The organism is Kitasatospora sp. NPDC001175 (assembly GCF_053598215.1).
This window is the reverse complement of sequence record NZ_JBSFJU010000013.1, coordinates 92,993-112,293: the sequence shown is the minus strand read 5'-3', so window position 1 is coordinate 112,293 and position 19,301 is coordinate 92,993. Positions and strand designations below refer to the sequence as shown.

The window sequence follows — 19,301 nt, the reverse complement described above, 5'->3', positions numbered from 1 at the left end:
GTGCCGGGTGGGCGGAGGAGGACTCACCCGCGAGGTGGTGGGCCGACGCCTCCCGGTCGTCACGGGGGTTGAGTGCCGATGTCCGGCCGCCGGCCACCCGATGTTCGTGATTGTCCGGGAATGGCTGGGTTTCGGGCAACTGAACGGCATATGTATACATAAGGGCTATGTGATTTGGGTCACAAGTGGCGGCCTATTGTTGACCGAGCGTGCCGATCGCAGTGCTCGCTGTGATTCAGTTCTTCTGGCAATCGGACCATAACCAATCAAGAACTATCCGAAGCAGCCGGGGAGCCCCCGCATGGAAGCCGAGTCGGAGCCGTACGTCCGCCTGGCGACCCTCCGCACCTTGCACCGGGTCGTGGCGGACCTCAACGCTGCCCGCAGCCTGGCAGGCACCCTGCAGGCCGTGGTCGAGGGCGCGGTGCACGGGCTCGGCTTCGACGCGGCCGCCGTCAGCCTGGTGCGGCCGGACGGTGATCTGGTCGTGGCGGCGGTCTGGGAGATCGAGGAGAGCGCCTTCGGCGGGCCGGCCGTGCTGCTCGGTCAGGTCGGCTCGCGGGAGTCCTGGGAGCGGCTGCTCGGCGTCAGCGACCACTGGGGCACGCTGCGCTTCCTGCCGTACGACCGGGGCTGGGCCGTCGGCCCGGACATCCCGCGCTGGACCGGTGACGGCCCGCTGCCGGTGTACGCCAACGACTGGCACCCCGCCGATGCCCTGCTGGCCCCGATGTACAGCGCGGGCGGCGATCTGCTGGGCGTGCTCTCGGTGGACCGTCCACGCAGCGGGAAGCGCCCCGGAGCGTGGACCCGCGAGGCCCTCGAGATGTTCTCCCTGCAGGCGTCCATCGCCATCGGCAACGCGAGGCTACGCGCGGAGATGCAGCGTGCGCTGGCCCGGCTGGAGAAGGAGCAGCAGGCGCTGCGGGCCAGCGAGGAGAGCTTCCGGCAGGCCTTCGAGTTCGCGCCCAGCGGGATGGCCATCACCGAGCTGCACGGTGCCGGGCGGGGCCAGCTGAGCCGGGTCAACGACGCGCTGTGCCGGCTGCTCGGCCGTCCCCGGGCGACCCTGCGCCAGCAGCGCTTCGCCGACCTGGTGCACCCCGACGACCTGGCGCTGCTGCACCGGACCAGTGCCGACGGCGGCCGGGCGGAGGTGCGGCTCTCCCGGCGGGACGGCGGCTACCAGTGGGTCTGTCTGCGCAACTCGGTGGTGACCGACGCCGCCGAGGGGCCGAGCTTCCTGCTCACCCATGTCGAGGACATCGAGGACCGCAAGCGGCACGAGCTCCAACTCGCCCACCGGGCCAGCCACGACGCGCTCACCGGCCTGCCCAACAGCGCCGAGCTGCGGGCCAGGCTCGCCCACCGGCTGTGCGACCAGGCGCAGCTGCCGGGGGCGGCGGGGCCCGCCGCGGCCCGCCCCGGGATCGCCCACGGCGAGATCGGCTTCACGCCGCCCGAGTACGTCCCGCCGGGCTACGCCCCGCCCGGGTACCCCGCCCCCGCCTACGCCGACCCGCTCGGGGCCCCGCACACCCAGCCCGCGTACGCCGCTCAGGGTGCCTCGTACGGCGCGCACGGCGACTACGAGGGGCTGGGTGCCCCGGCCACGCTGACGCACGGCTACGGCGCCCCTGACGACCCCGGGGGCGCGGGCGACTCGCGCTCGCCGGAGCGGGACCGCGCGGACTTCGCCGCCGGGCACCCGCCGGGCCGCCGGGAGGAGGCGCCGCCGGACCACGTGCACGCCGTGGTGCCGTCCGAGGGCGGCGGCGAGCTGTGGAGCGGCGGCTTCCGGGGCGGCGGGGCCGAGAAGGGGCTCGCGGTGCTCTTCTGCGACCTGGACGGCTTCAAGTCGATCAACGACCGGTTCGGGCACAAGGCGGGTGACGCGGTCCTGATCGAGGTGGCCAGGAGGCTCCAGCAGGCCGTGCGCGAGGGTGACACGGTGGCCCGGCTGGGCGGCGACGAGTTCGTGGTGCTGGCCGACGGGATCGGCCGCGAGGAGGCCAAGGACCTCGCCGGGCGGCTGCGCAACGCGATCGTCCCGCCGATGCGGATCGACAACCGGACCACCCGGGTCGGCGTCAGCCTGGGTATCGGCTGGGCGGGTTGCGGGATGAGCATCGAGGAGGTCCTGCACGCCGCGGACGAGCGGATGTACGACGAGAAGAGGGCACGTGGAGGTGCTGTGAGGGGCGCGCGGGGAGAGCGTTCGCATCGGCGTGCGGGCTGAGCGCAGTTCAGGGCGCCTTTCTCTGTTGTCCGCTGTGGAAGGTAGGGTTCCCGCGTACGAGCGTCACCACTGGCCCGTACGGCGCGCTGCCGTGCGGCGCGCTGCGATGGGGAGTTGACCACCGTGACCACGGCCGGCAGCAACGGCGCGCCCGAGGGCGCGGCCGAGGACGACCCGTTCGCCCACCTCTACCGCCCGGCGGAGGGCGAGTCGGCGCCCGACACCACTCCGATCCCGGGGCAGCCGCGCACCCCGTACTCGCGCCCGGTGGAGGTCGGCCGCACCCAGTACGGTCAGCAGTCGCGATCGCCGTACGGGCAGCAGCCGTTGGCGGTGCCGACCCAGACCGTGCCGCAGCAGAGCCGCTACGCCGAGCGCTCCCGCCCGCAGCCGGGTGAGGAGCGGGCCTCCGGCGGGCGCGGCAAGGCCGCGGTGATCGGTGTGGTCGCGGTGATCGCGGCGGTCGCGATCGGCGGCGGGATCGCGCTGTCCGGCGGCGACGCGGGCAAGTCCGACGGCGCCGCCAAGCCGTCCAACCGCGCGAGCGCGCCGGTGAGTTCGAGTGCGAACCCGAGTTCCTCGCCGTCGTCGGCGCCCTCGGTGCCGCCGCCGTCCACGGACACGATCGCGGATGCGTCCAAGTTGCAGCTGCAGGACGCCCCCGTGGACAACAAGATCAAGAACGCGAAGTCCGCGGACGGCAGCTACGCCACCCTGACCGGCGGGCCCACCTCGACGGTGAGCTGGACGATTTCGGTGGCCACCGAGGGCACGTACAAGTTCTGGGTGCACTACAACAACCCGGGTTCCGACATCAACGGCATCGTGATGGTGAACGGCAAGCAGTTCGCGTCCCCGATCGGGCTGCAGAACTACACCCACTCCAGCGATCCCGACCAGGCCTGGACCCGGAGCAACATATGGCCGCAGCTGCAGGCCGGGGCCAACACCATCTCGATCTCGGTCCCGGCCGGGAACACCGTTCCGATCGACCAGGTGGCGATCAGGCCGCAGTCGGACGGCACCCCGCCCTGGTGACCGCCCCCGCCGGCCGGGCCGCAGTCCCGGTCCGCCTCCGGCAACGGGCACGGTCGTCCCCCGGAGGGTGAGTGGCGGGGCGCAGTGCCGCCACTCACCCCCCGATGGGACGGGGAAGGCTCAGGCCGCCCGGGCGACCGCGCGGAAGCGGTCCGCGCCGGTGATCCACTCGCCGCGGCGCATCACCGCGACGAGGTCGTACGTGTCGGAGTCGAGGACGACCAGGTCGGCGTACTTGCCCACTTCCAGGGAGCCGATGGAGTCCGACAGGCCGAGTAGCCGTGCCGGGACGGTGGACAGGGAGTGCACGGCCTGGCCGAGGCTCAGGCCGTTGACGGTGACGGAGCGTTGGAGGGCGACGTCGAGGGTGAGGGTGGAGCCGGCGATGGCGCCGCCCTCGACCAGCCGGGCGACGCCGGCCTCGACCCGGACCTGGAGCGGGCCGAGCGGGTAGAGCCCGTCGCCCATCCCGGCCGCGCCCATCGCGTCGGTGATCAGCGCGACCCGGTCGGCGCCCGCCGTGCCGTAGGCGAGGTCGAGCACCGAGGGGTGCAGATGGACGCCGTCGTTGATCAGCTCGACCGTGACCCGCTCGTCCTCCAGCAGGGCGACGATCGGGCCCGGGGCGCGGTGCTGGATGCCCGGCATCGCGTTGAACAGGTGCGTGGCGACGGTGGCGCCGGCCTCGATCGCCTCCAGCGTCTTGGCGTAGTCGGAGTCGGTGTGGCCGACGGCCGCGATGATGCCGAGGTCGGCGAGCATTCGGACCGACTCCAGGCCGCCCGGCAGCTCCGGGGCGAGGGTGAACATCCTCGCCTGGCCGCGCGCGGCGTCCGCCAGCTTGCGCACCAGTGCCGGGTCAGGGGCGCGCAGCAGGTCGGGACGGTGGGCGCCGCACCGGCCCGGGGAGATGAACGGGCCCTCGAAGTGGATGCCCGCGAGCACGCCGTCCTCGACCAGCTCGGAGAGCACCGCCGCCTGGTGGCAGAGGTCGTCGATCTCGCCGGTGACGGTGGAGGCCATGGTCGTGGTGGTGCCGTGCTCCAGGTGCGTCCGGGCGACCTTCAGCGCCTCCTCGGCCACCCCGGAGGCGTACGAGGCGCCGCCGCCGCCGTGCACGTGCAGGTCGACGAAGCCCGGGACGACGGTGTGGCCGGTCAGGTCGAGGTCGCCCGGGGCGCGGTTCCCGCCGCCCGCCGGGGACTCGTCGGCCGCCACCGTCGCGATGCGCGAGCCCTCGACGGTCAGCCGGCCCTGCTCGACGACACCGCCCGGCAGCACCAGCCGGGCACCGGTCAGCGCGGTACCGGCGGCGAAGGGGACACCCCCCTCGGCCTGGCGGCCGGGGGCGCCCTCACCCGGCCGATGGCTGGGGGACGTTGACTGATTCCGCGCGGTCGTCACGCGGTCACCTCCATCGAGAGCAGGTCCCAGGCGAGCAGGCCCGCGCCCAGGGAAGCGGCGGTGTCTTTGAGCATGGCCGGTACGACCTCCGGGGGCATCTGGAAGGTCAGCCGCTCGGCGACGGCCGTGCGCAGGGGCGTGAAGAGGGTGTCACCGGCTTCCGCCAGACCGCCGCCGACGATCACCGTCGACGGATCGAGCAGGCTCTGCGCCAGCACGATGCCGTCGGCGAGTGCGTCGAGCGCGGTCTGCCAGACCTCGATCGCCCGCTCGTCCCCGGCTTCGACGGCCCTCGCGCAGGCCGCGGCGTCGGCGGTCGGGTCGCCGGAGCGCTCGGCCCAGGCCCGGGAGACGGCCGAGGCCGACGCCAGGGTCTCCAGGCAGCCGCGGGCGCCGCAGCCGCAGGCCGGGCCGCCGGGGCGGACCACGACATGGCCGATCTCCCCGCCGTAGCCGTGGGCGCCCGCCTCGATGCGTCCCTCGATGCCGATGGCGCCGGCGATGCCGGTGCCGAGCGCGACGAACAGGAAGCGGTCCACGCCGCGCCCGGCGCCGAGCCGTCCCTCGGCCAGCCCGCCGCTGCGGACGTCGTGGCCGAGGGCGATCGGCAGGCTCGCGCCGTCCGGGCCGCCGAGGCGCTCGCCGAGCAGCTTGCGGATCGGCAGGTCCCGCCAGCCGAGGTTGGCGGAGAAGACGGCGATCCCGTTCTTCTCGTCGATCGTCCCCGGTACGGCGACGCCTGCCGCGAGCGGTGCCCGACCGAACCGGCTGCGGCCCTCGTCGGCCAGGTCGGCCGCGAAGTCGAGGATGGCGGCGACCACGGCGTGGGTGCCGTGCTCCCGCCCGGTCGGCCGGCGTGCTTCGAACAGCACCGAGCCGTCCGGGGCGAGCAGCGCGGCCTTCATGCCGGTGCCGCCCACATCGAGTGCGATGACGTGCTTCACGGGTGACAGTGTCCCTTGGCCAGGTCAGAGAGGTCTAGTCCAGTCGCGGGATTGGTCTGGTCCAGCAGGGGTGAGCTTTGTCGCCATTGGAGATGTGCCGGGTTCTGCGGCCATGGGCGGCCGTCCTTTTCCTGTTGTACGGACGGCGCGGGCGGGTGTCCAGGAGCGTGCGGGGCGTGCCGGCAGTTCCTGACGGAGGGGTTCTAGCCGAGGACGACCGAGCGGGTCAGGCCGCGCGGCTCGTCGGGGTTCAGGCCGCGAGCCCCGGCCAGGGCCACCGCCAGCCGCTGGGCCCGGACCAGGTCGGCCAGCGGGTCCAGGCCGGCGGTGCCGGAGTCGGCCACCAGCAGGGCGCCGGTGCGGGCGATGTCCGCGGCCAGGCCGTCCGGCAATTCGCCGAAGCACCAGACGGCCCGTCCGGGGGCGGCGATGCTGATCGGCCCGTGCCGGTACTCCATCGCCGGGTACGCCTCGGTCCAGGCGGTGGCCGCCTCGCGCATCTTGAGCCCGGCCTCCTGGGCGAGCCCGTACGTCCAGTTCCGGCCGAGGAAGGTGATCTGCTCGGCGCCGAGCAGGCCTTCGGGCAGCGGCCGGGCGATGGCGTCCTCGGCGTCCTCGGCGGCCTGCGGGACGCTCTTGACGCCTGCGGGGAGTGCGCCCTCCAGCTCCAGGTGGGCGCGCAGCAGTGCCAGTGCGGTGGTGGCGAACCTGGTCTGCACCACCGAGCGCTCGTCGGCGAAGTCCAGTACCAGCAGTCGGTCGGAGGCGCCGGAGATCGGGGTGCCGGGGTCGGCGGTGACGGCCGAGGTCGGCGCCTCGACCCGGTCGAGCACATCCAGCACCTCGGTGGTGGTGCCCGAGCGGCTGATCGCCAGGACCCGGTCGTAGTCGCGTCCGTACCGGAACTCGGAAGCCGCCAGGGCGTCCGTCTCGCCGTGCCCGCCGGCCTCCCGCAGGGCGGCGTACGCCTGGGCGATGAACCAGGAGGTGCCGCAGCCGGTCACCGCGACCCGCTCGCCGCGTCGTGGCAGCGCCGGGGACGCCTCGGCGGCGAGTGCGGCGGCGCGGCGCCAGTTCGCGGGTTGGCTGGCGAGCTCCTCGCCGGTCAGGGAAGTCAAAGCCATGGGTGCGAGCTCCTCGGAGTGCTCAGGTCCATTGCTGCGTCCTGCTGGGGTGCACCAGAGAGTGCATGGAGCGCGGAGTGCGTGAATCTGATTGATTTATAGCCGTTTCGCGCAGGACCGCGCAATGAGTGTGGCCGGCGGTGTGCCGGTTGGCCGGTCGCGGACAACGTCCGGGTCGGCACTGATGTGCGAAGCTGTCCAGGCTTCGCGCATCGGCGCGCGGCAGTGACCGCGCTGTTCGCGGCGGTCGCATCGAGTGCGTCGGTACAGGAGGAGCGGCCCAGCGTGTCCAGGTACGAGCGGTGGAACGCCCTGCTGGAACTGCTCGCCGAGCACGGCAAGTTGGAGGTCGAGGAGGCTGCCGACGCGCTGGAGGTCTCCGCCGCCACCATCCGGCGCGACCTCGACCAACTCGCCCGCCAGCAGATGGTCACCCGTACCCGCGGCGGCGCGGTGGCGCACAACGTCTCCTACGACCTGCCGCTGCGCTACAAGACGGCCCGGAACACCGACGCCAAGCAGCGGATCGGCGTGGCGGTGGCCGGACTGATCGAGGCCGGCGAGGTGGTCGGCCTCAACGGCGGGACCACCACCACCGAGGTGGCCCGCGCGCTGGCCGTCCGCCCCGACCTGGCCGAACGGCCGGAGAGCGGCCTGGGGCAGAGCGTCACCATCGTGACCAACGCGCTGAACATCGCCAACGAGCTGACGGTCCGTCCGCACGTGAAGATCGTGCTGACCGGCGGTGTCGCCCGCCCCCAGTCGTACGAGCTGATCGGCCCCCTCGCCGGGCTGGTACTGAACGAACTCACCCTGGACGTCGCGGTGCTGGGCGTGGACGCGTTGGACGCCGAGCACGGTGCGACCGCCCACCACGAGGGCGAGGCCAGCGTCAACCGGCTGCTCGCCGAACGGGCCCGCCGGGTGGTGGTGGCCGCCGACTCCTCCAAGCTGGGCCGCCGGGTCTTCGCCCGGATCTGCGGCGTGGACCGGATCGGCACACTGGTCACCGACGGGGGCATCACCCCCGAGCTGTCCGCCGCCTTCGCCGAGGCCGGGGTGCGGGTGATCGTGGCCTGAACCCCCGTGGCGAGCGCGGGAGTCGGGCAGCAGCGAAGAGTGTGGCCGTCGGGTGCGGACCAGCGCGAGGCGGCACGCCCTCGAAGGCGCCGCCCACCCTGCCGTTCCCGGCGCGGAACTCCTCGATCACGGAGAGGCCGAAGGGGTTGCCGTTGGCGGTGCCGGTCTCGGTCACGGCGGTCGTCCTGCCGGTCCGGTGACGCGGGTCTCGATCGCCGCAACACCGGCCGGCAGGGCATTCATCCCCGGGAAGTGACGGGATCTCAGTCGTTTCCGAGGTCGATCGAGTAGGCCTTGCGCAGGGTCTCGTGGACGGTCCAGGTGGTGCGGTCGCCCTCGCGCAGGACGGCGAAGTCGCCGGGGCCGACCTCCAGGGTCGTGCCGCCCTCGATCTCGATGGTGGCACGGCCGCTCACCACCACGAACAGCTCGTCCGCCTCGACGTCGGTCACCACGCCCGGGGTGACCTGCCAGACCCCGCGCAGCCGGCGGCCGTCCTCGGACTCCCAGAGCACCTTGCCGGTGACCTCCGGGGCGCCGGAGACGATCTGGTCGGGGTCGAGCGGCTCGGGGTCGAGTTCGAGGTCGGGGATGTGCAGAGCGAAGCTGTTGGTCATGCCCCGACGCTAGCCGGACGGCGGGTGCGGCGGGGGTGACAGGGTGTGTCCGGGCAGCCGGGCACAATGACACTTCGTACCGGCTCGGCAGGGAGGTGGATGTGGTGTCCGGACTGAGCGAACGCGAACTCGCGGTGCTCGCGCTGGAAGCGCGGCAGTGGCGTACGGCGGGTGCCAAGGAACGCGCCATTCGGGAGGAGCTCGGCCTCTCGGCCACCCGGTACTACCAGCTGCTCAACGGCCTGCTGGACCGGGAGGAGGCGCTCGCGCACGACCCCGTGCTGATCAACCGGCTCCGCCGGATCCGGGAGGCCAAGCGGGCGGAACGCTAGGACGCCGGGGGCCCTGTCCGCGCGGCCTCCAAGGCCTGTCCGGCGGGTCTTTCCGGATCGGCGCGCGGCGCGCCACGCCCGGCGCCACACGCGGCTCCACGCGTCTTCGAAGGCTCAGTCATCCCTGTGCTGGGTAGGGTCGGTGCATGGGTAGGACCGAACAGTTCGCACCGAGTACCCCGGTCGGCCGGGCGGGCCTGGCGGCCCTGCTGGCGGCCCCGTCCGAGGCGGTGATCGCGCTCGACTTCGACGGGACGCTGGCCCCGATCGTTCCCGACCCCGAGCAGGCGCGCGCCCATCCCGACGCGGTGGCCGCGCTCTCCCGGCTGGCTCCACTGGTCGGTGCGGTGGTGGTGGTGACGGGCCGGCCGGCGGAGGTGGCCGCGCGGTACGGCGGCTTCCCGGCCGCCCCCGGCCTCGGGCACCTCACCGTGCTGGGCCACTACGGCGCCGAACGCTGGGAGGCGGAGACGGCCGAGCTGACCGCCGCCGAGCCGCCGCCCGGGGTGGCCGCCGCCCGCGCCGAACTGCCCGGCGTGCTGGAGCGGTCGGGCGCCCACCCCGGCACCTGGGTGGAGGACAAGGGGCGGGCGCTGGGCGTGCACACCCGTCGAACCGGCGCGCCCGAAGCCGCGCTCGAACTGCTCCGCGAGCCGCTGGCCCACCTCGCCGCCGACCACGGCCTGATCGTCGAACCCGGCCGCTACGTACTGGAGTTGCGCCCGCCCGGGGTGGACAAGGGTGCGGCGCTGACCGCCTTCCTGGCCGAGCGCCCGAGGGCCGGCGCGGTGCTGTACGCCGGGGACGACCTGGGCGATCTGCCGGCGTACGCGGCCGTCGAGAAGCGCCGGGCGGACGGGCTGCCCGGCCTGCTGGTGTGCAGCAGCGGGACGGTGGCGGGCGAGGCCCAGGTGCGCGAACTCGCGGAGCAGGCTGACCTTTCGGTGCCCGGACCCGCCGGACTGGCCGAGCTGCTCACCGAGTTGGCGGACCGGATCGAATCGGCGGGCTGAACCGACAGGCCTCGGGGCGGAGCGGGGCGCGGGCGAGCCGCGCCCCCCTCCCTGCCCTGTTGGTGGCGGAACCGTCAGTCCAGCGCGCGGAGTTGGTCCAGGAACCACTGCTGGGGCGAGAGTACGGTGGCCGCGTCGGCCAGCCGCTTGGTGCGGTCGGCGCGTTCGCCGGCGGGCATGTTCAGGCCCCGGTACAGGGCGTCGGCGGTGGCGACGATGTCGTACGGGTTCACCACCAGGGCGTCGTCGGCGAGTTCGGCGTGGGCGCCGGCCTCGCGGGAGAGCACCAGGGCGCACCCCGCGTCGGAGACCACCGGCACCTCCTTGGCGACCAGGTTCATTCCGTCCCTGATCGGGTTGACCAAGGCCACGTCGGCGAGCCGGTAGGCGGCCAGCGAGCGCGGGAAGTCGTCGTTGACGTGCAGGATCAGCGGGCGCCAACGCTCCGTACCGAACTCGTCGTTGATCTCCTGGGCGATCCGCTCGACGGCCGCCGTGTACTCCCGGTACTCGGGCAGGTCGTGGCGGGAGGGGTAGGCGAAGGCGATGTGCACCACCCGGTCGTGCCACTCGGGCCGAGTGCGCAGCAGGTGCCGGTAGGCGAGCAGGCCGCGGACGATGTTCTTGCTCAGCTCGGTGCGGTCCACCCGGACGACCGTCCGGCGCGGTGTCCCGTCCGCCGAGCTGCCGACCGACTCGCGCAGCGCGGCCAACCTGGCGTCCACGTCCGGCCGGTGGGACCGGGAGCGGAGGAAGTCGGCGTCGGCGCCGAGGCTGTGCACACCGAGCCGGGTGGTGCGGCCGGAGAGGGTGACGGTGAGGGCGTCCCGGTCCACCGTCGCGCCGAGCACCGCCTCGCAGCAGTCGGCGAAGGCGAACGCCCAGCGGAGCGTCAGGAACGCCGCCCGGTCGGCCCCGAGGATGCCGGCGAGCACCGCCTCGGCGACATCGTCCGGCAGCATCCGGTAGTACTCGGGCGGGGCCCACGGCGTGTGCGAGAAGTGGCCGATGCGCAGGTCGGGCCGCATCTCGCGGAGCAGGGCCGGGGTGAGCGAGAGGTGGTAGTCCTGGACGAGCACCGCCGCGCCCGGGGCCGCCTCGGCGGCCAGGGCCTCGGCGAAGGCGGCGTTGTACGCGCCGTAGGACTCCCACGCGCGGTGGAACCGCTCGTCGAAGAGCGGCGAGAAGGGGGTGTCGTACAGCAGGTGGTGGACGAACCACAGGCTGGAGTTGGCGATCCCGTTGTAGGCGCGGTTGAAGGTGTCCGGGTCGATGTCGAGCATCCGCACGGCCTGGCCGCCGACGTCGAAGCCGCCCAGATCCAGCCTGCCCTCGGGGGAGCGGCGGACCGCCGCGCGGTCGGCGTCGCCGAGCGCGGCGCAGACCCAGACGGAGGACGGGTCGTCGATCGCGGAGAGACCGGAGACCAGGCCGCCGCCGCCTCTGCGCGGGGTCAGTGAGCCGTCGACCTCGATGCTGAAGGACACCGGGCCGCGGTTCGAGGCCACCAGGATCGGTGCCCTGCCGGTCGGATTCGAACGTTCGGTCGCGAAGTCGGCCATCAGTCCTCTTCTCAGGGCCGCGGATTCATCCGAAGGGATGGGCTCCCGGTGCGCGGTGGATGGGAGCGCTGCGGACCCGTACAGTCAGTGACCTGCCCACGGGCAGCGGTCAGGGCTCGGCCGCCGTGAGGTTCCACGGGGCCAAGTGGGAGCCCTCTCGTCGCGAGAGGGGGAGTCACGTCTTCAACCTTGCCGGACGGCAATGGTTGCAAACCACGCGCACCCCGGGCGACACACCGCGGCGGCGACCCCGCGCGGATCCTCACCCGGCGGCGGGGCGCGCCGTGTACTCGGGAACCGTCCGCATCGGGGGTCGCTCCAACGCCGCGACCGGGTGGGTGTGGGAGGCGAAGCCGCGGGCGAGCGGGTCGCGGGTGAACTGGGTGAGATGCGGGTGGACCAGGTCGTCCGCGGCCTTGAGGCGGTGGGTGCGCTCCAGTCGTTCCAGGGCGGTGCGGTAGATGGTGGCCGCCATCCGGCCGAGGGCCTGTCCGTCCTGGTGTCGGTGGTGCCGGACGCCGACGTCCACCTGGGCCAGGGCGTCCAGGCCGACCTCGTCCAGGGCGTCCACCAGCAGGCCCAGTTCGACCCCGTACCCGGTCGGGAAGTGCAGCCGCTCCAGCAGCGAACGCCGTGCCGCGTACTCCCCGCCCAGCGGCTGGACGAACCCGGCCAGCAGCGGCCAGTGCAGGTTGAGCAGCGGCCGTGCGACCAGCTCGGTCACCCGTCCGCCGCCGGCCGGCACCACCGCACCCGCGGTCTCCAGCGGCCGGTCGTACATCGCCTTGACCAGCTGGATCCCGGGGTCGGTGAGCAGCGGCCCGATGATCCCGGAGACGAAGACCGGGTCGAATTCGCGCAGGTCGGCGTCGATGAAACAGACGATCTCGCCGGAGGTGGCCAGCAGCGAGCGCCAGAGCACCTCGCCCTTGCCCGGGACGGCGGGTATCCGGGGCAGCAGGTCGTCGCGGTGCACCACCCGGGCACCGGCGGCGGCGGCGAGTTCGGCCGTCCGGTCCACCGAGCCGGAGTCGACCACCACCAGCTCGTCGACCAGCGCAAGCCGCTCCATCAGTTCGCGCCGGATCGTCCGGACGATCTCGCCGACCGTCGGCTCCTCGTCCAGCGCGGGCAGCACCACGCTGACCGTACCCGCCCGGCCCGCCGCCCGCTTGGCCGCCAGCAGGGCCTCGACGGGACGGTCGGCGGCCGTCCAGGAGCGCTCGCGCAGCCAGCGCCCCACCTCCGGCAGCAGGGCCTCGGGGGCGGTCACCGCCTGCTCGGCTCCGGGCGCTTCGATCCGGTGCCGGCGCTCCTCAACCCGGTGCTCGTTCGCCGCCTGTCGTCCGTCGCGGGCGGCACAGCCGCCGATCGGCACTGCGGCATCGGCGCGCCCCTCGACTCGGCGGGTCGGCTGGTCGGGCACGGTGTCGCTCCTTGCGCTCGGGCGGAAACTGTCGGGTTCATCTCGTGTGTCGGACGCTCCCCTTCGAGCTTGACACCTTCGGCTACAGTCTTCGTAACTCGGCCCGGGGCTTCGCACCGCGGGGCCGGCCGAGCAGCGTGACCAGCGCGATCACAACTTCACAGAGCTCATCCAGAGGGACTGAGGGAACGGCCCGTCGACGTCCCGGCAACCTTCTCGCCCGGCTGTCGCACAGGCCCCGGCGGGACAGGTGCCAATTCCGGCCCGTGGCGCGACCGCACCACGGGGAAGATGAGGAGAGAGGCCTCGCCATCATGGCTACCGCTACCCGTGTACCCGTCGCCACCGTCGACCTCGGCCCCGCCGCCGCACTGTCCTGCCGCGAGTGCGGCACCCGCTTCCCGCTCGGTCCGAGCTTCGCCTGCCTGGAGTGCTTCGGCCCGCTGGAGATCGCCTACGACTTCGGGTCGTACCGTGCCGAGGAGTTGCGCCGGCGGATCGAGGCCGGCCCGGCCAGCATCTGGCGCTACGCCCCGCTGCTGCCCGTCCCGGCCGACGTGGCCGGCAAGCCCAACCTGAACCCCGGCTGGACCCCGCTGGTCAAGGCCGACAACCTGGGCCGCGAACTCGGCTTCAGCGCGCAGCTGCACATCAAGGACGACTCCGGGAACCCGACCCACTCCTTCAAGGACCGGGTGGTCGCCTGTGCCATCGAGGCGGCGCGAGCCTTCAACTTCACCACCCTGTCGTGCTCTTCGACCGGCAACCTGGCCGGCGCGGTGGGTGCGGCGGCGGCCAGGGCCGGGTTCAGGTCCTGCGTGTTCATCCCGCACGACCTGGAGCGGGGCAAGGTCGTGATGGCCGGTGTCTACGGCGGCGAACTGGTCGGCATCGAGGGCAACTACGACGATGTGAACCGGTTCTGTTCCGAGCTGATCGGCGACCCGGCCGGTGCGGGCTGGGGCTTCGTCAACGTCAACCTCCGTCCGTACTACGGCGAGGGCTCCAAGACCCTGGCGTACGAGATCTGCGAGCAGCTCGGCTGGCGGCTGCCGGAGCAGATCGTCGTCCCGGTCGCCTCTGGCTCCCAGCTCACCAAGATCGACAAGGGCCTGCAGGAGCTGATCGGGCTCGGTCTGGTCGAGGACCGGCCGTACCGGATCTTCGGCGCCCAGGCCGAGGGCTGCTCCCCGGTCTCCGCGGCCTTCAAGGCGGGCCGCGACGTGATCCGCCCGGTCAAGCCGGACACCATCGCCAAGTCGCTGGCGATCGGCAACCCGGCCGACGGCCCGTACGTGCTGGACATCGCCCGCCGCACCGGCGGCGCGGTCGAGGACGTCACCGACGCCGAGGTGGTGGCCGCGATCAGGCTGCTGGCCCGGACCGAGGGCATCTTCGCCGAGACGGCGGGCGGGGTGACCGTCGGCGTGCTGAGGAAGCTGGTCGAGACCGGTCGGCTGGACCCGTCGAAGGAGACCGTCGCGATCAACACCGGCGACGGTCTGAAGACCCTGGACGCGGTGGCCGACGCGGGACTGACCGCCACCATCCGCCCGACGCTTAACTCCTTCCGCGCTGCGGGCCTGGCGTCCGTCTGACGCCCGCCCGCTCCCTCCCGGCCCCAAGACACCACCGCACCTAGGAGCTTCGCACCATGAGCGCTTCCGTCCGCATCCCCACCATCCTGCGCACCTACACCGGCGGTGCCGCCGAGGTGAGCGCCCAGGGCGCGACCCTGGCCGCCGTCATCGCCGACCTGGACGCCAACCACCCCGGCATCGCCGCCCGCATCCTGGACGACGCGGGCAAGCTGCGCCGCTTCGTCAACGTCTACGTCAACGACGACGACGTGCGCTTCGCGGAGGGCCTGGAGACCGAGATCAAGGACGGCGCCAGCGTCTCGGTCATCCCCGCGGTGGCCGGCGGCTGCTGACCGGCCGGCACCCGCTCCGGATGCCGCGGGACTAGCACACCGGGAGCCGTCGACGGGCATGGAATGGCTATTTCCGTGCCGGTCGGCGGCTCTCGGCGTGCCGGTGGAAAAGGGTGGCCCGAAGGGGCGGTAAAGTGCGCAGATACCGGCATGCATCCCGCCGGCCAACCCCGGGAACGCGGCCCGCGGCGGGCCCGCCCCCGACGCCCTGACGGCCGATCGCATACACAGGGCTCTTCCGGCCGCTAAGACGGACCTTGGACAGTCTGCCGCAGAAGATGTCAGGACGACGTCAGAAATTCACCGGCGATTTGCGAGCGTTCGTCCATTATGCCCGGCGGGAATAGGCACGGTCTGCCGCTTTCATCCCGCGGTATCCGAAAACTTCCGGATGGAATTCCCGGAAGTTGGGCCTGTTGCAGAGGGCACCTGTCCGGATACATTCAGCGGCGGTCGCACGCAATCACCCGTCGGCCCGGCAACTCCCGGGAGGCGGCGGAGGTTTGCGGCGTGCACGGCTGCGCCCAGGGGGGTTTCCTCGGGCCGGCCTACCAGCCTGGGCCCGCACCCTGCGGGTCCGTGAAGGGCCAGCACAGCACAAGGGGAGTTCGGAATGGCTCAGGGCACCGTCAAGTGGTTCAACGCGGAGAAGGGCTACGGCTTCATCGCGGTCGACGGTGGTGCGGACGTGTTCGTCCACTACAGCGCGATCCAGATGGACGGCTACCGCACCCTCGAAGAGGGCCAGCGGGTCGAGTTCGAGATCTCCCAGGGGCAGAAGGGCCCGCAGGCGGACATGGTCCGCGCCGCTGCGGTCTGACCTTCCGGCCTGCGGAGCCCTCGGCTCGGTCACGAGCTGGCGCTCACAACGTTGTTCGAGCAGTGGACCCGTACGACCCCCGTCGTGCGGGTCCACTGCTGTCTTCGCCGGTGTCCGGATCCGGACACCGGCGGCCGCTCGTGATCGCCGACTCCCGGTCGACACTGTCGCATTGGGCTTGCACTCGGTATCCCAGAGTGCTAATCATTGGCGTTAGCACTCTCCGCTCGAGAGTGACAACGGACCGGGTCGGTGAGGTTCCGGGGAGCGGCAGGGGAAAGGACCCCCGCTCCTGGGTGCCGTCCGTCGCGGGCACCTCTTGGTCCGAGCAGTCGACCGTGTCCTGGAGGACCACTTCCGATGGCCAAGATCATCGCGTTTGACGAGGAAGCTCGCCGCGGCCTTGAGCGTGGCATGAACCAGCTTGCCGACGCAGTCAAGGTGACGCTGGGCCCCAAGGGCCGCAACGTCGTCCTTGAGAAGAAGTGGGGCGCCCCCACGATCACCAACGACGGTGTCTCCATCGCCAAGGAGATCGAGCTCGAGGACCCGTACGAGAAGATCGGCGCGGAGCTCGTCAAGGAGGTCGCCAAGAAGACCGACGACGTCGCGGGTGACGGCACCACCACCGCCACCGTGCTGGCCCAGGCCCTGGTTCGCGAGGGTCTGCGCAACGTCGCCGCCGGCGCCAACCCGATGGCCCTGAAGCGCGGTATCGAGAAGGCCGTCGCCGCCGTCTCGGACCAGCTGCTGGCCCAGGCCAAGGACGTGGAGACCAAGGAGCAGATCGCCTCCACCGCCTCCATCTCCGCCGCCGACACCCAGATCGGCGAGCTGATCGCCGAGGCCATGGACAAGGTCGGCAAGGAAGGCGTCATCACCGTCGAGGAGAGCAACACCTTCGGCCTGGAGCTGGAGCTCACCGAGGGCATGCGCTTCGACAAGGGCTACATCTCCGCCTACTTCGCCACCGACCTGGAGCGGATGGAGGCGTCCTTCGAGGACCCGTACATCCTGATCGCCAACTCCAAGATCGGCTCGGTCAAGGACCTGCTCCCGCTGCTGGAGAAGGTCATGCAGTCCGGCAAGCCGCTGGTCATCATCGCCGAGGACGTCGAGGGCGAGGCCCTGTCGACCCTGGTCGTGAACAAGATCCGTGGCACCTTCAAGTCCGTCGCCGTCAAGGCCCCGGGCTTCGGTGACCGCCGCAAGGCCATGCTCGGCGACATCGCCATCCTCACCGGTGGCACCGTCATCTCCGAGGAGGTCGGCCTCAAGCTCGAGAACGCGGGCCTGGACCTCCTGGGCACCGCCCGCAAGGTCGTCATCACCAAGGACGAGACCACCATCGTCGACGGTGGCGGCGACAGCGAGCAGGTCGCGGGCCGCGTGAACCAGATCCGCGCCGAGATCGAGAACAGCGACTCGGACTACGACCGCGAGAAGCTGCAGGAGCGCCTGGCCAAGCTGGCCGGCGGCGTGGCCGTCATCAAGGCCGGTGCCGCGACCGAGGTCGAGCTCAAGGAGCGCAAGCACCGCATCGAGGACGCCGTCCGCAACGCCAAGGCCGCCGTCGAGGAGGGCATCGTCGCCGGTGGTGGCGTCGCCCTGCTGCAGGCCGGTGTCGCGTTCGAGAAGCTCGAGCTGGACGGCGACGAGGCCACCGGTGCCAACATCGTCCGCGTCGCGCTGGAGGCCCCGATCAAGCAGATCGCGACCAACGCCGGCCTCGAGGGCGGCGTCGTGGTGGAGAAGGTGCGCAACCTCCCCGCCGGCCACGGTCTGAACGCGGCCACCAACGAGTACGTCGACCTGGTCGCCGAGGGCATCATCGACCCGGCCAAGGTCACCCGCTCCGCGCTGCAGAACGCCGCGTCCATCGCGGCGCTGTTCCTGACCACCGAGGCCGTCATCGCCGACAAGCCGGAGAAGGCCGCTGCCCCGGCCGGCGGCGGCATGCCGGGCGGTGACATGGACTTCTGATCCTCCCCGAGGATCGGCGAGTTCTGATCGTCCACGAGGGCGGTCTCCCCACAGCGGGGAGGCCGCCCTCGCGGCGTTCCCGGAAGCGGTCACCCGTTCGTGGGACGCTGGGCGCATGGACGGTTTCGGCGGCTCTGAGGACCCGTACGGTGAGTGCGATCAGCGTCACGAGGAAGGGGGGAGGTCAGCGGTGACCGCGATGGCTGTCGAGCCGGGTCTGCACTGGAACTATCTGCTGAACACCTGGCGGGAGCTGGACGTCCCGGAGGGCTGGCGCGCCGAGATCGACGAGGGGAAGATCCACTTGGTGCCTCCGCCCGGTGTGGACCACAACATGATCGCCGAGGAGGTCCACCGGGCCCTGATCGAGTGCCTGCCGCCAGGCGTGGGCGTCTATCAGAGCCTGGGCACGGAGATCGTCCTGTGAAGACGGACGGCGTCCCGACGGCCAAGGAAGCTGCGGGAGAATCGGGGTATGGCCAGCTCTGAGATCGAAACCGCACTGCACGCCGCCCGCGCCCTGATCCTCGCCGACCTCACCGCCCGGGACGTGGCCGAGGCGGAGGTCGTCTCGATGGTCGAGAAGGCCGTGACGCACCGGCGCTGGTGGCTGGAGCAGTGGCCGGACGGAACGGATTTCGTGCTCGGGCTGCTGGCGCAGGACGTGCAGGACGCGCTGCTGGAGGCGTACGGGCGCTGGCCGCTGTGCACCGCCTGCGCCGCCGAGGGCGACCCGCACGCTCTCGGTGTGGAGCCCGAGTTGGGGCCGGAGCCGCACTGGGTCTGCGGCAAGAACGGCATCGTGGTGGCGCCGGTCGGGCAGCTGACGTGATCCTCATCGACCCCCCGGTGTGGCCGGGCCACGGCAGGCTCTGGTCGCACCTGGTCAGCGACGTCTCGTACGAGGAACTGCACGCCTTCGCCTGCGAACTCGGCGCTCCCGAGCGCGCGTTCGAGCGAGACCACTACGACATCCCGGCCGCCCGCTACCAGGACGCCCTGCGGTTGGGTGCGCAGCCGGTCGGCAGCAAGGAGCTGGTGGTCCGGCTGACCGCCGCCGGGCTGCGCCGGCGCAAGGCCATGGCCCGCTGACCGCGCGGCCGCGTCCATGGCCGGTGGGGCCGCGCCTATGACCCGCCGAGCGTGTCGAGTTCGGCGGCCAGATTGACCCGGGCCTGGGCGTCGAAGCGCTCCCGGGCCTCAGGGGTGCGGTAGAGGGCGGGCAGATCGAGCAACTGCCGCAGCACGGCGGCCCGTCCGGCCCGGAAGGCGTCCTCGGGGACGAAGCCGTACTCCTCGCGTACCGCTGCCGCGTACGCCGCGTACGCCTGGGGCGGTCCGCCGAGCACGGCCAGGTCGGCGTCGCAGAGCACCTCGCCGTTGCCGTCCCCGGGCTCGGGGCGATGGGTGACGGTGAGCCGGACCAGCCGGGCCACCTCGGCGGTCAACTCCTCGGCCAGGCCCGCATCGCGCAGTGCGCGGAGGGCCAGCCGGGCGCTGCGCTCCTCGTTCTCGGACCGGTCCGACCGGTAGACCGCGTCGTGGAACCAGGCCGCCAGTCGGACGGCGTCCGGGTCCTCGGCGTGCCCGGCCAGCCCGTCCACGTGGCCGAGCACCGCGGCGAGGTGTGCCGTGGTGTGGTACCGGCGCTGGGGTTCGGCCCAGCGCTCCAGCAGGTCGCGCCCGTACGGCGCGGGGTCGGCGGTGGCGCCGCAGCGGGTCAGCAGCGCGTTCCAGTCCTTGAGCAGCGGGTGGGTCTCGGTCGGCATGCCGTCATTGTGGCGGG

General features: G+C 72.3%; 19 protein-coding genes and 1 riboswitch. Of the genes, 12 read left to right on the top strand and 7 right to left on the bottom strand.

The window, feature by feature from the left end; genetic code table 11:
• The first annotated feature begins 301 nt into the window (after positions 1-301).
• Both ACWDAK_RS12775 and ACWDAK_RS12770 read left to right on the top strand, forming a co-directional pair.
• Entirely contained in the window at positions 302-2,239 is a 1,938-nt protein-coding gene (locus ACWDAK_RS12775; protein ID WP_344637785.1) for a GGDEF domain-containing protein, read from the top strand.
• Positions 2,240-2,353: 114 nt separating this feature from the next.
• Entirely contained in the window at positions 2,354-3,277 is a 924-nt protein-coding gene (locus tag ACWDAK_RS12770) for a carbohydrate-binding protein (RefSeq protein WP_425557676.1), read from the top strand.
• A 120-nt stretch (positions 3,278-3,397) separates the two neighbouring features.
• Here ACWDAK_RS12770 and nagA read toward each other — a convergent pair whose 3' ends face one another.
• From nagA to ACWDAK_RS12755, 3 genes are all read right to left on the bottom strand, one after another.
• Complete coding sequence (gene nagA, locus ACWDAK_RS12765; RefSeq protein ID WP_344637876.1) at positions 3,398-4,576, bottom strand: N-acetylglucosamine-6-phosphate deacetylase; 1,179 nt, start codon at positions 4,574-4,576, stop codon at positions 3,398-3,400.
• A 101-nt stretch (positions 4,577-4,677) separates the two neighbouring features.
• Positions 4,678-5,625: an ROK family protein gene (locus ACWDAK_RS12760; protein ID WP_344637786.1), complete on the bottom strand. Its 948-nt coding sequence runs from the start codon at positions 5,623-5,625 to the stop codon at positions 4,678-4,680.
• Positions 5,626-5,828: 203 nt separating this feature from the next.
• Positions 5,829-6,749, bottom strand: coding sequence for an SIS domain-containing protein (locus ACWDAK_RS12755; RefSeq protein WP_344637787.1), 921 nt, complete (start codon positions 6,747-6,749; stop codon positions 5,829-5,831).
• A gap of 285 nt (positions 6,750-7,034) precedes the next feature.
• Between ACWDAK_RS12755 and ACWDAK_RS12750 the strand changes: the two genes are divergently transcribed.
• A complete protein-coding gene (locus ACWDAK_RS12750; protein ID WP_344637788.1) occupies positions 7,035-7,829 on the top strand; it encodes a DeoR/GlpR family DNA-binding transcription regulator in 795 nt (264 codons plus the stop codon).
• A 263-nt stretch (positions 7,830-8,092) separates the two neighbouring features.
• Here the strand turns inward: ACWDAK_RS12750 and ACWDAK_RS12745 are convergent, their stop codons facing one another.
• Positions 8,093-8,446: a cupin domain-containing protein gene (locus ACWDAK_RS12745; protein WP_344637789.1), complete on the bottom strand. Its 354-nt coding sequence runs from the start codon at positions 8,444-8,446 to the stop codon at positions 8,093-8,095.
• 104 nt (positions 8,447-8,550) lie between these two features.
• Between ACWDAK_RS12745 and ACWDAK_RS12740 the strand changes: the two genes are divergently transcribed.
• Complete coding sequence (locus ACWDAK_RS12740) at positions 8,551-8,778, top strand: DUF3263 domain-containing protein (RefSeq protein WP_344637790.1); 228 nt, start codon at positions 8,551-8,553, stop codon at positions 8,776-8,778.
• 146 nt (positions 8,779-8,924) lie between these two features.
• On the top strand, positions 8,925-9,791 hold the full coding sequence (gene otsB, locus ACWDAK_RS12735) for a trehalose-phosphatase (RefSeq protein ID WP_344637791.1): 867 nt from the start codon (positions 8,925-8,927) through the stop codon (positions 9,789-9,791).
• Between the two features lie 74 nt (positions 9,792-9,865).
• Here the strand turns inward: otsB and ACWDAK_RS12730 are convergent, their stop codons facing one another.
• Positions 9,866-11,353: an alpha,alpha-trehalose-phosphate synthase (UDP-forming) gene (locus ACWDAK_RS12730; RefSeq protein ID WP_344637792.1), complete on the bottom strand. Its 1,488-nt coding sequence runs from the start codon at positions 11,351-11,353 to the stop codon at positions 9,866-9,868.
• A 262-nt stretch (positions 11,354-11,615) separates the two neighbouring features.
• Positions 11,616-12,608, bottom strand: a complete 993-nt coding sequence (locus ACWDAK_RS12725; protein WP_344637877.1) for a glucosyl-3-phosphoglycerate synthase — start codon at positions 12,606-12,608, stop codon at positions 11,616-11,618.
• A gap of 335 nt (positions 12,609-12,943) precedes the next feature.
• Positions 12,944-13,077: riboswitch (SAM riboswitch) on the top strand.
• A gap of 16 nt (positions 13,078-13,093) precedes the next feature.
• On the opposite strand from ACWDAK_RS12725, the gene thrC reads away from it, so the two are divergent.
• The 7 genes from thrC (at position 13,094) to ACWDAK_RS12690 (ending at position 18,607) form a co-directional block, all read left to right on the top strand.
• Entirely contained in the window at positions 13,094-14,377 is a 1,284-nt protein-coding gene (gene thrC, locus ACWDAK_RS12720) for a threonine synthase (protein ID WP_427393287.1), read from the top strand.
• A gap of 56 nt (positions 14,378-14,433) precedes the next feature.
• Positions 14,434-14,712: a ubiquitin-like small modifier protein 1 gene (locus ACWDAK_RS12715; protein WP_344637794.1), complete on the top strand. Its 279-nt coding sequence runs from the start codon at positions 14,434-14,436 to the stop codon at positions 14,710-14,712.
• A gap of 613 nt (positions 14,713-15,325) precedes the next feature.
• On the top strand, positions 15,326-15,532 hold the full coding sequence (locus ACWDAK_RS12710) for a cold-shock protein (RefSeq protein ID WP_344637795.1): 207 nt from the start codon (positions 15,326-15,328) through the stop codon (positions 15,530-15,532).
• Positions 15,533-15,892: 360 nt separating this feature from the next.
• On the top strand, positions 15,893-17,515 hold the full coding sequence (gene groL / locus ACWDAK_RS12705) for a chaperonin GroEL (RefSeq protein ID WP_344637796.1): 1,623 nt from the start codon (positions 15,893-15,895) through the stop codon (positions 17,513-17,515).
• Positions 17,516-17,705: 190 nt separating this feature from the next.
• Positions 17,706-17,942 carry a hypothetical protein gene (locus ACWDAK_RS12700; protein ID WP_344637797.1) on the top strand — a complete coding sequence of 79 codons (237 nt, stop codon included), beginning with the start codon at positions 17,706-17,708 and terminating at the stop codon, positions 17,940-17,942.
• Positions 17,943-17,990: 48 nt separating this feature from the next.
• Entirely contained in the window at positions 17,991-18,347 is a 357-nt protein-coding gene (locus tag ACWDAK_RS12695; protein WP_344637798.1) for a hypothetical protein, read from the top strand.
• Positions 18,344-18,607, top strand: a complete 264-nt coding sequence (locus ACWDAK_RS12690; protein WP_344637799.1) for a DUF4031 domain-containing protein — start codon at positions 18,344-18,346, stop codon at positions 18,605-18,607. The genes ACWDAK_RS12695 and ACWDAK_RS12690 overlap by 4 nt, the downstream gene beginning before the upstream one ends.
• 35 nt (positions 18,608-18,642) lie before the next feature.
• Here ACWDAK_RS12690 and ACWDAK_RS12685 read toward each other — a convergent pair whose 3' ends face one another.
• Positions 18,643-19,284: an HD domain-containing protein gene (locus tag ACWDAK_RS12685; RefSeq protein ID WP_427393288.1), complete on the bottom strand. Its 642-nt coding sequence runs from the start codon at positions 19,282-19,284 to the stop codon at positions 18,643-18,645.
• Between the last annotated feature and the right edge of the window lie 17 nt (positions 19,285-19,301).

Bases quoted from the DNA above. Each gene is read 5' to 3' on its own strand.
- ACWDAK_RS12710 (WP_344637795.1), top strand. From the start codon at position 15,326: ATGGCTCAGGGCACCGTCAAGTGGTTCAACGCGGAGAAGGGCTACGGC.
- ACWDAK_RS12745 (WP_344637789.1), bottom strand. From the start codon at position 8,446: ATGACCAACAGCTTCGCTCTGCACATCCCCGACCTCGAACTCGACCCC.
- ACWDAK_RS12775 (WP_344637785.1), top strand. From the start codon at position 302: ATGGAAGCCGAGTCGGAGCCGTACGTCCGCCTGGCGACCCTCCGCACC.
- thrC (WP_427393287.1), top strand. From the start codon at position 13,094: ATGGCTACCGCTACCCGTGTACCCGTCGCCACCGTCGACCTCGGCCCC.
- ACWDAK_RS12685 (WP_427393288.1), bottom strand. From the start codon at position 19,284: ATGCCGACCGAGACCCACCCGCTGCTCAAGGACTGGAACGCGCTGCTG.
- otsB (WP_344637791.1), top strand. From the start codon at position 8,925: ATGGGTAGGACCGAACAGTTCGCACCGAGTACCCCGGTCGGCCGGGCG.
- ACWDAK_RS12695 (WP_344637798.1), top strand. From the start codon at position 17,991: ATGGCCAGCTCTGAGATCGAAACCGCACTGCACGCCGCCCGCGCCCTG.
- ACWDAK_RS12755 (WP_344637787.1), bottom strand. From the start codon at position 6,749: ATGGCTTTGACTTCCCTGACCGGCGAGGAGCTCGCCAGCCAACCCGCG.
- groL (WP_344637796.1), top strand. From the start codon at position 15,893: ATGGCCAAGATCATCGCGTTTGACGAGGAAGCTCGCCGCGGCCTTGAG.
- ACWDAK_RS12730 (WP_344637792.1), bottom strand. From the start codon at position 11,353: ATGGCCGACTTCGCGACCGAACGTTCGAATCCGACCGGCAGGGCACCG.
- ACWDAK_RS12715 (WP_344637794.1), top strand. From the start codon at position 14,434: ATGAGCGCTTCCGTCCGCATCCCCACCATCCTGCGCACCTACACCGGC.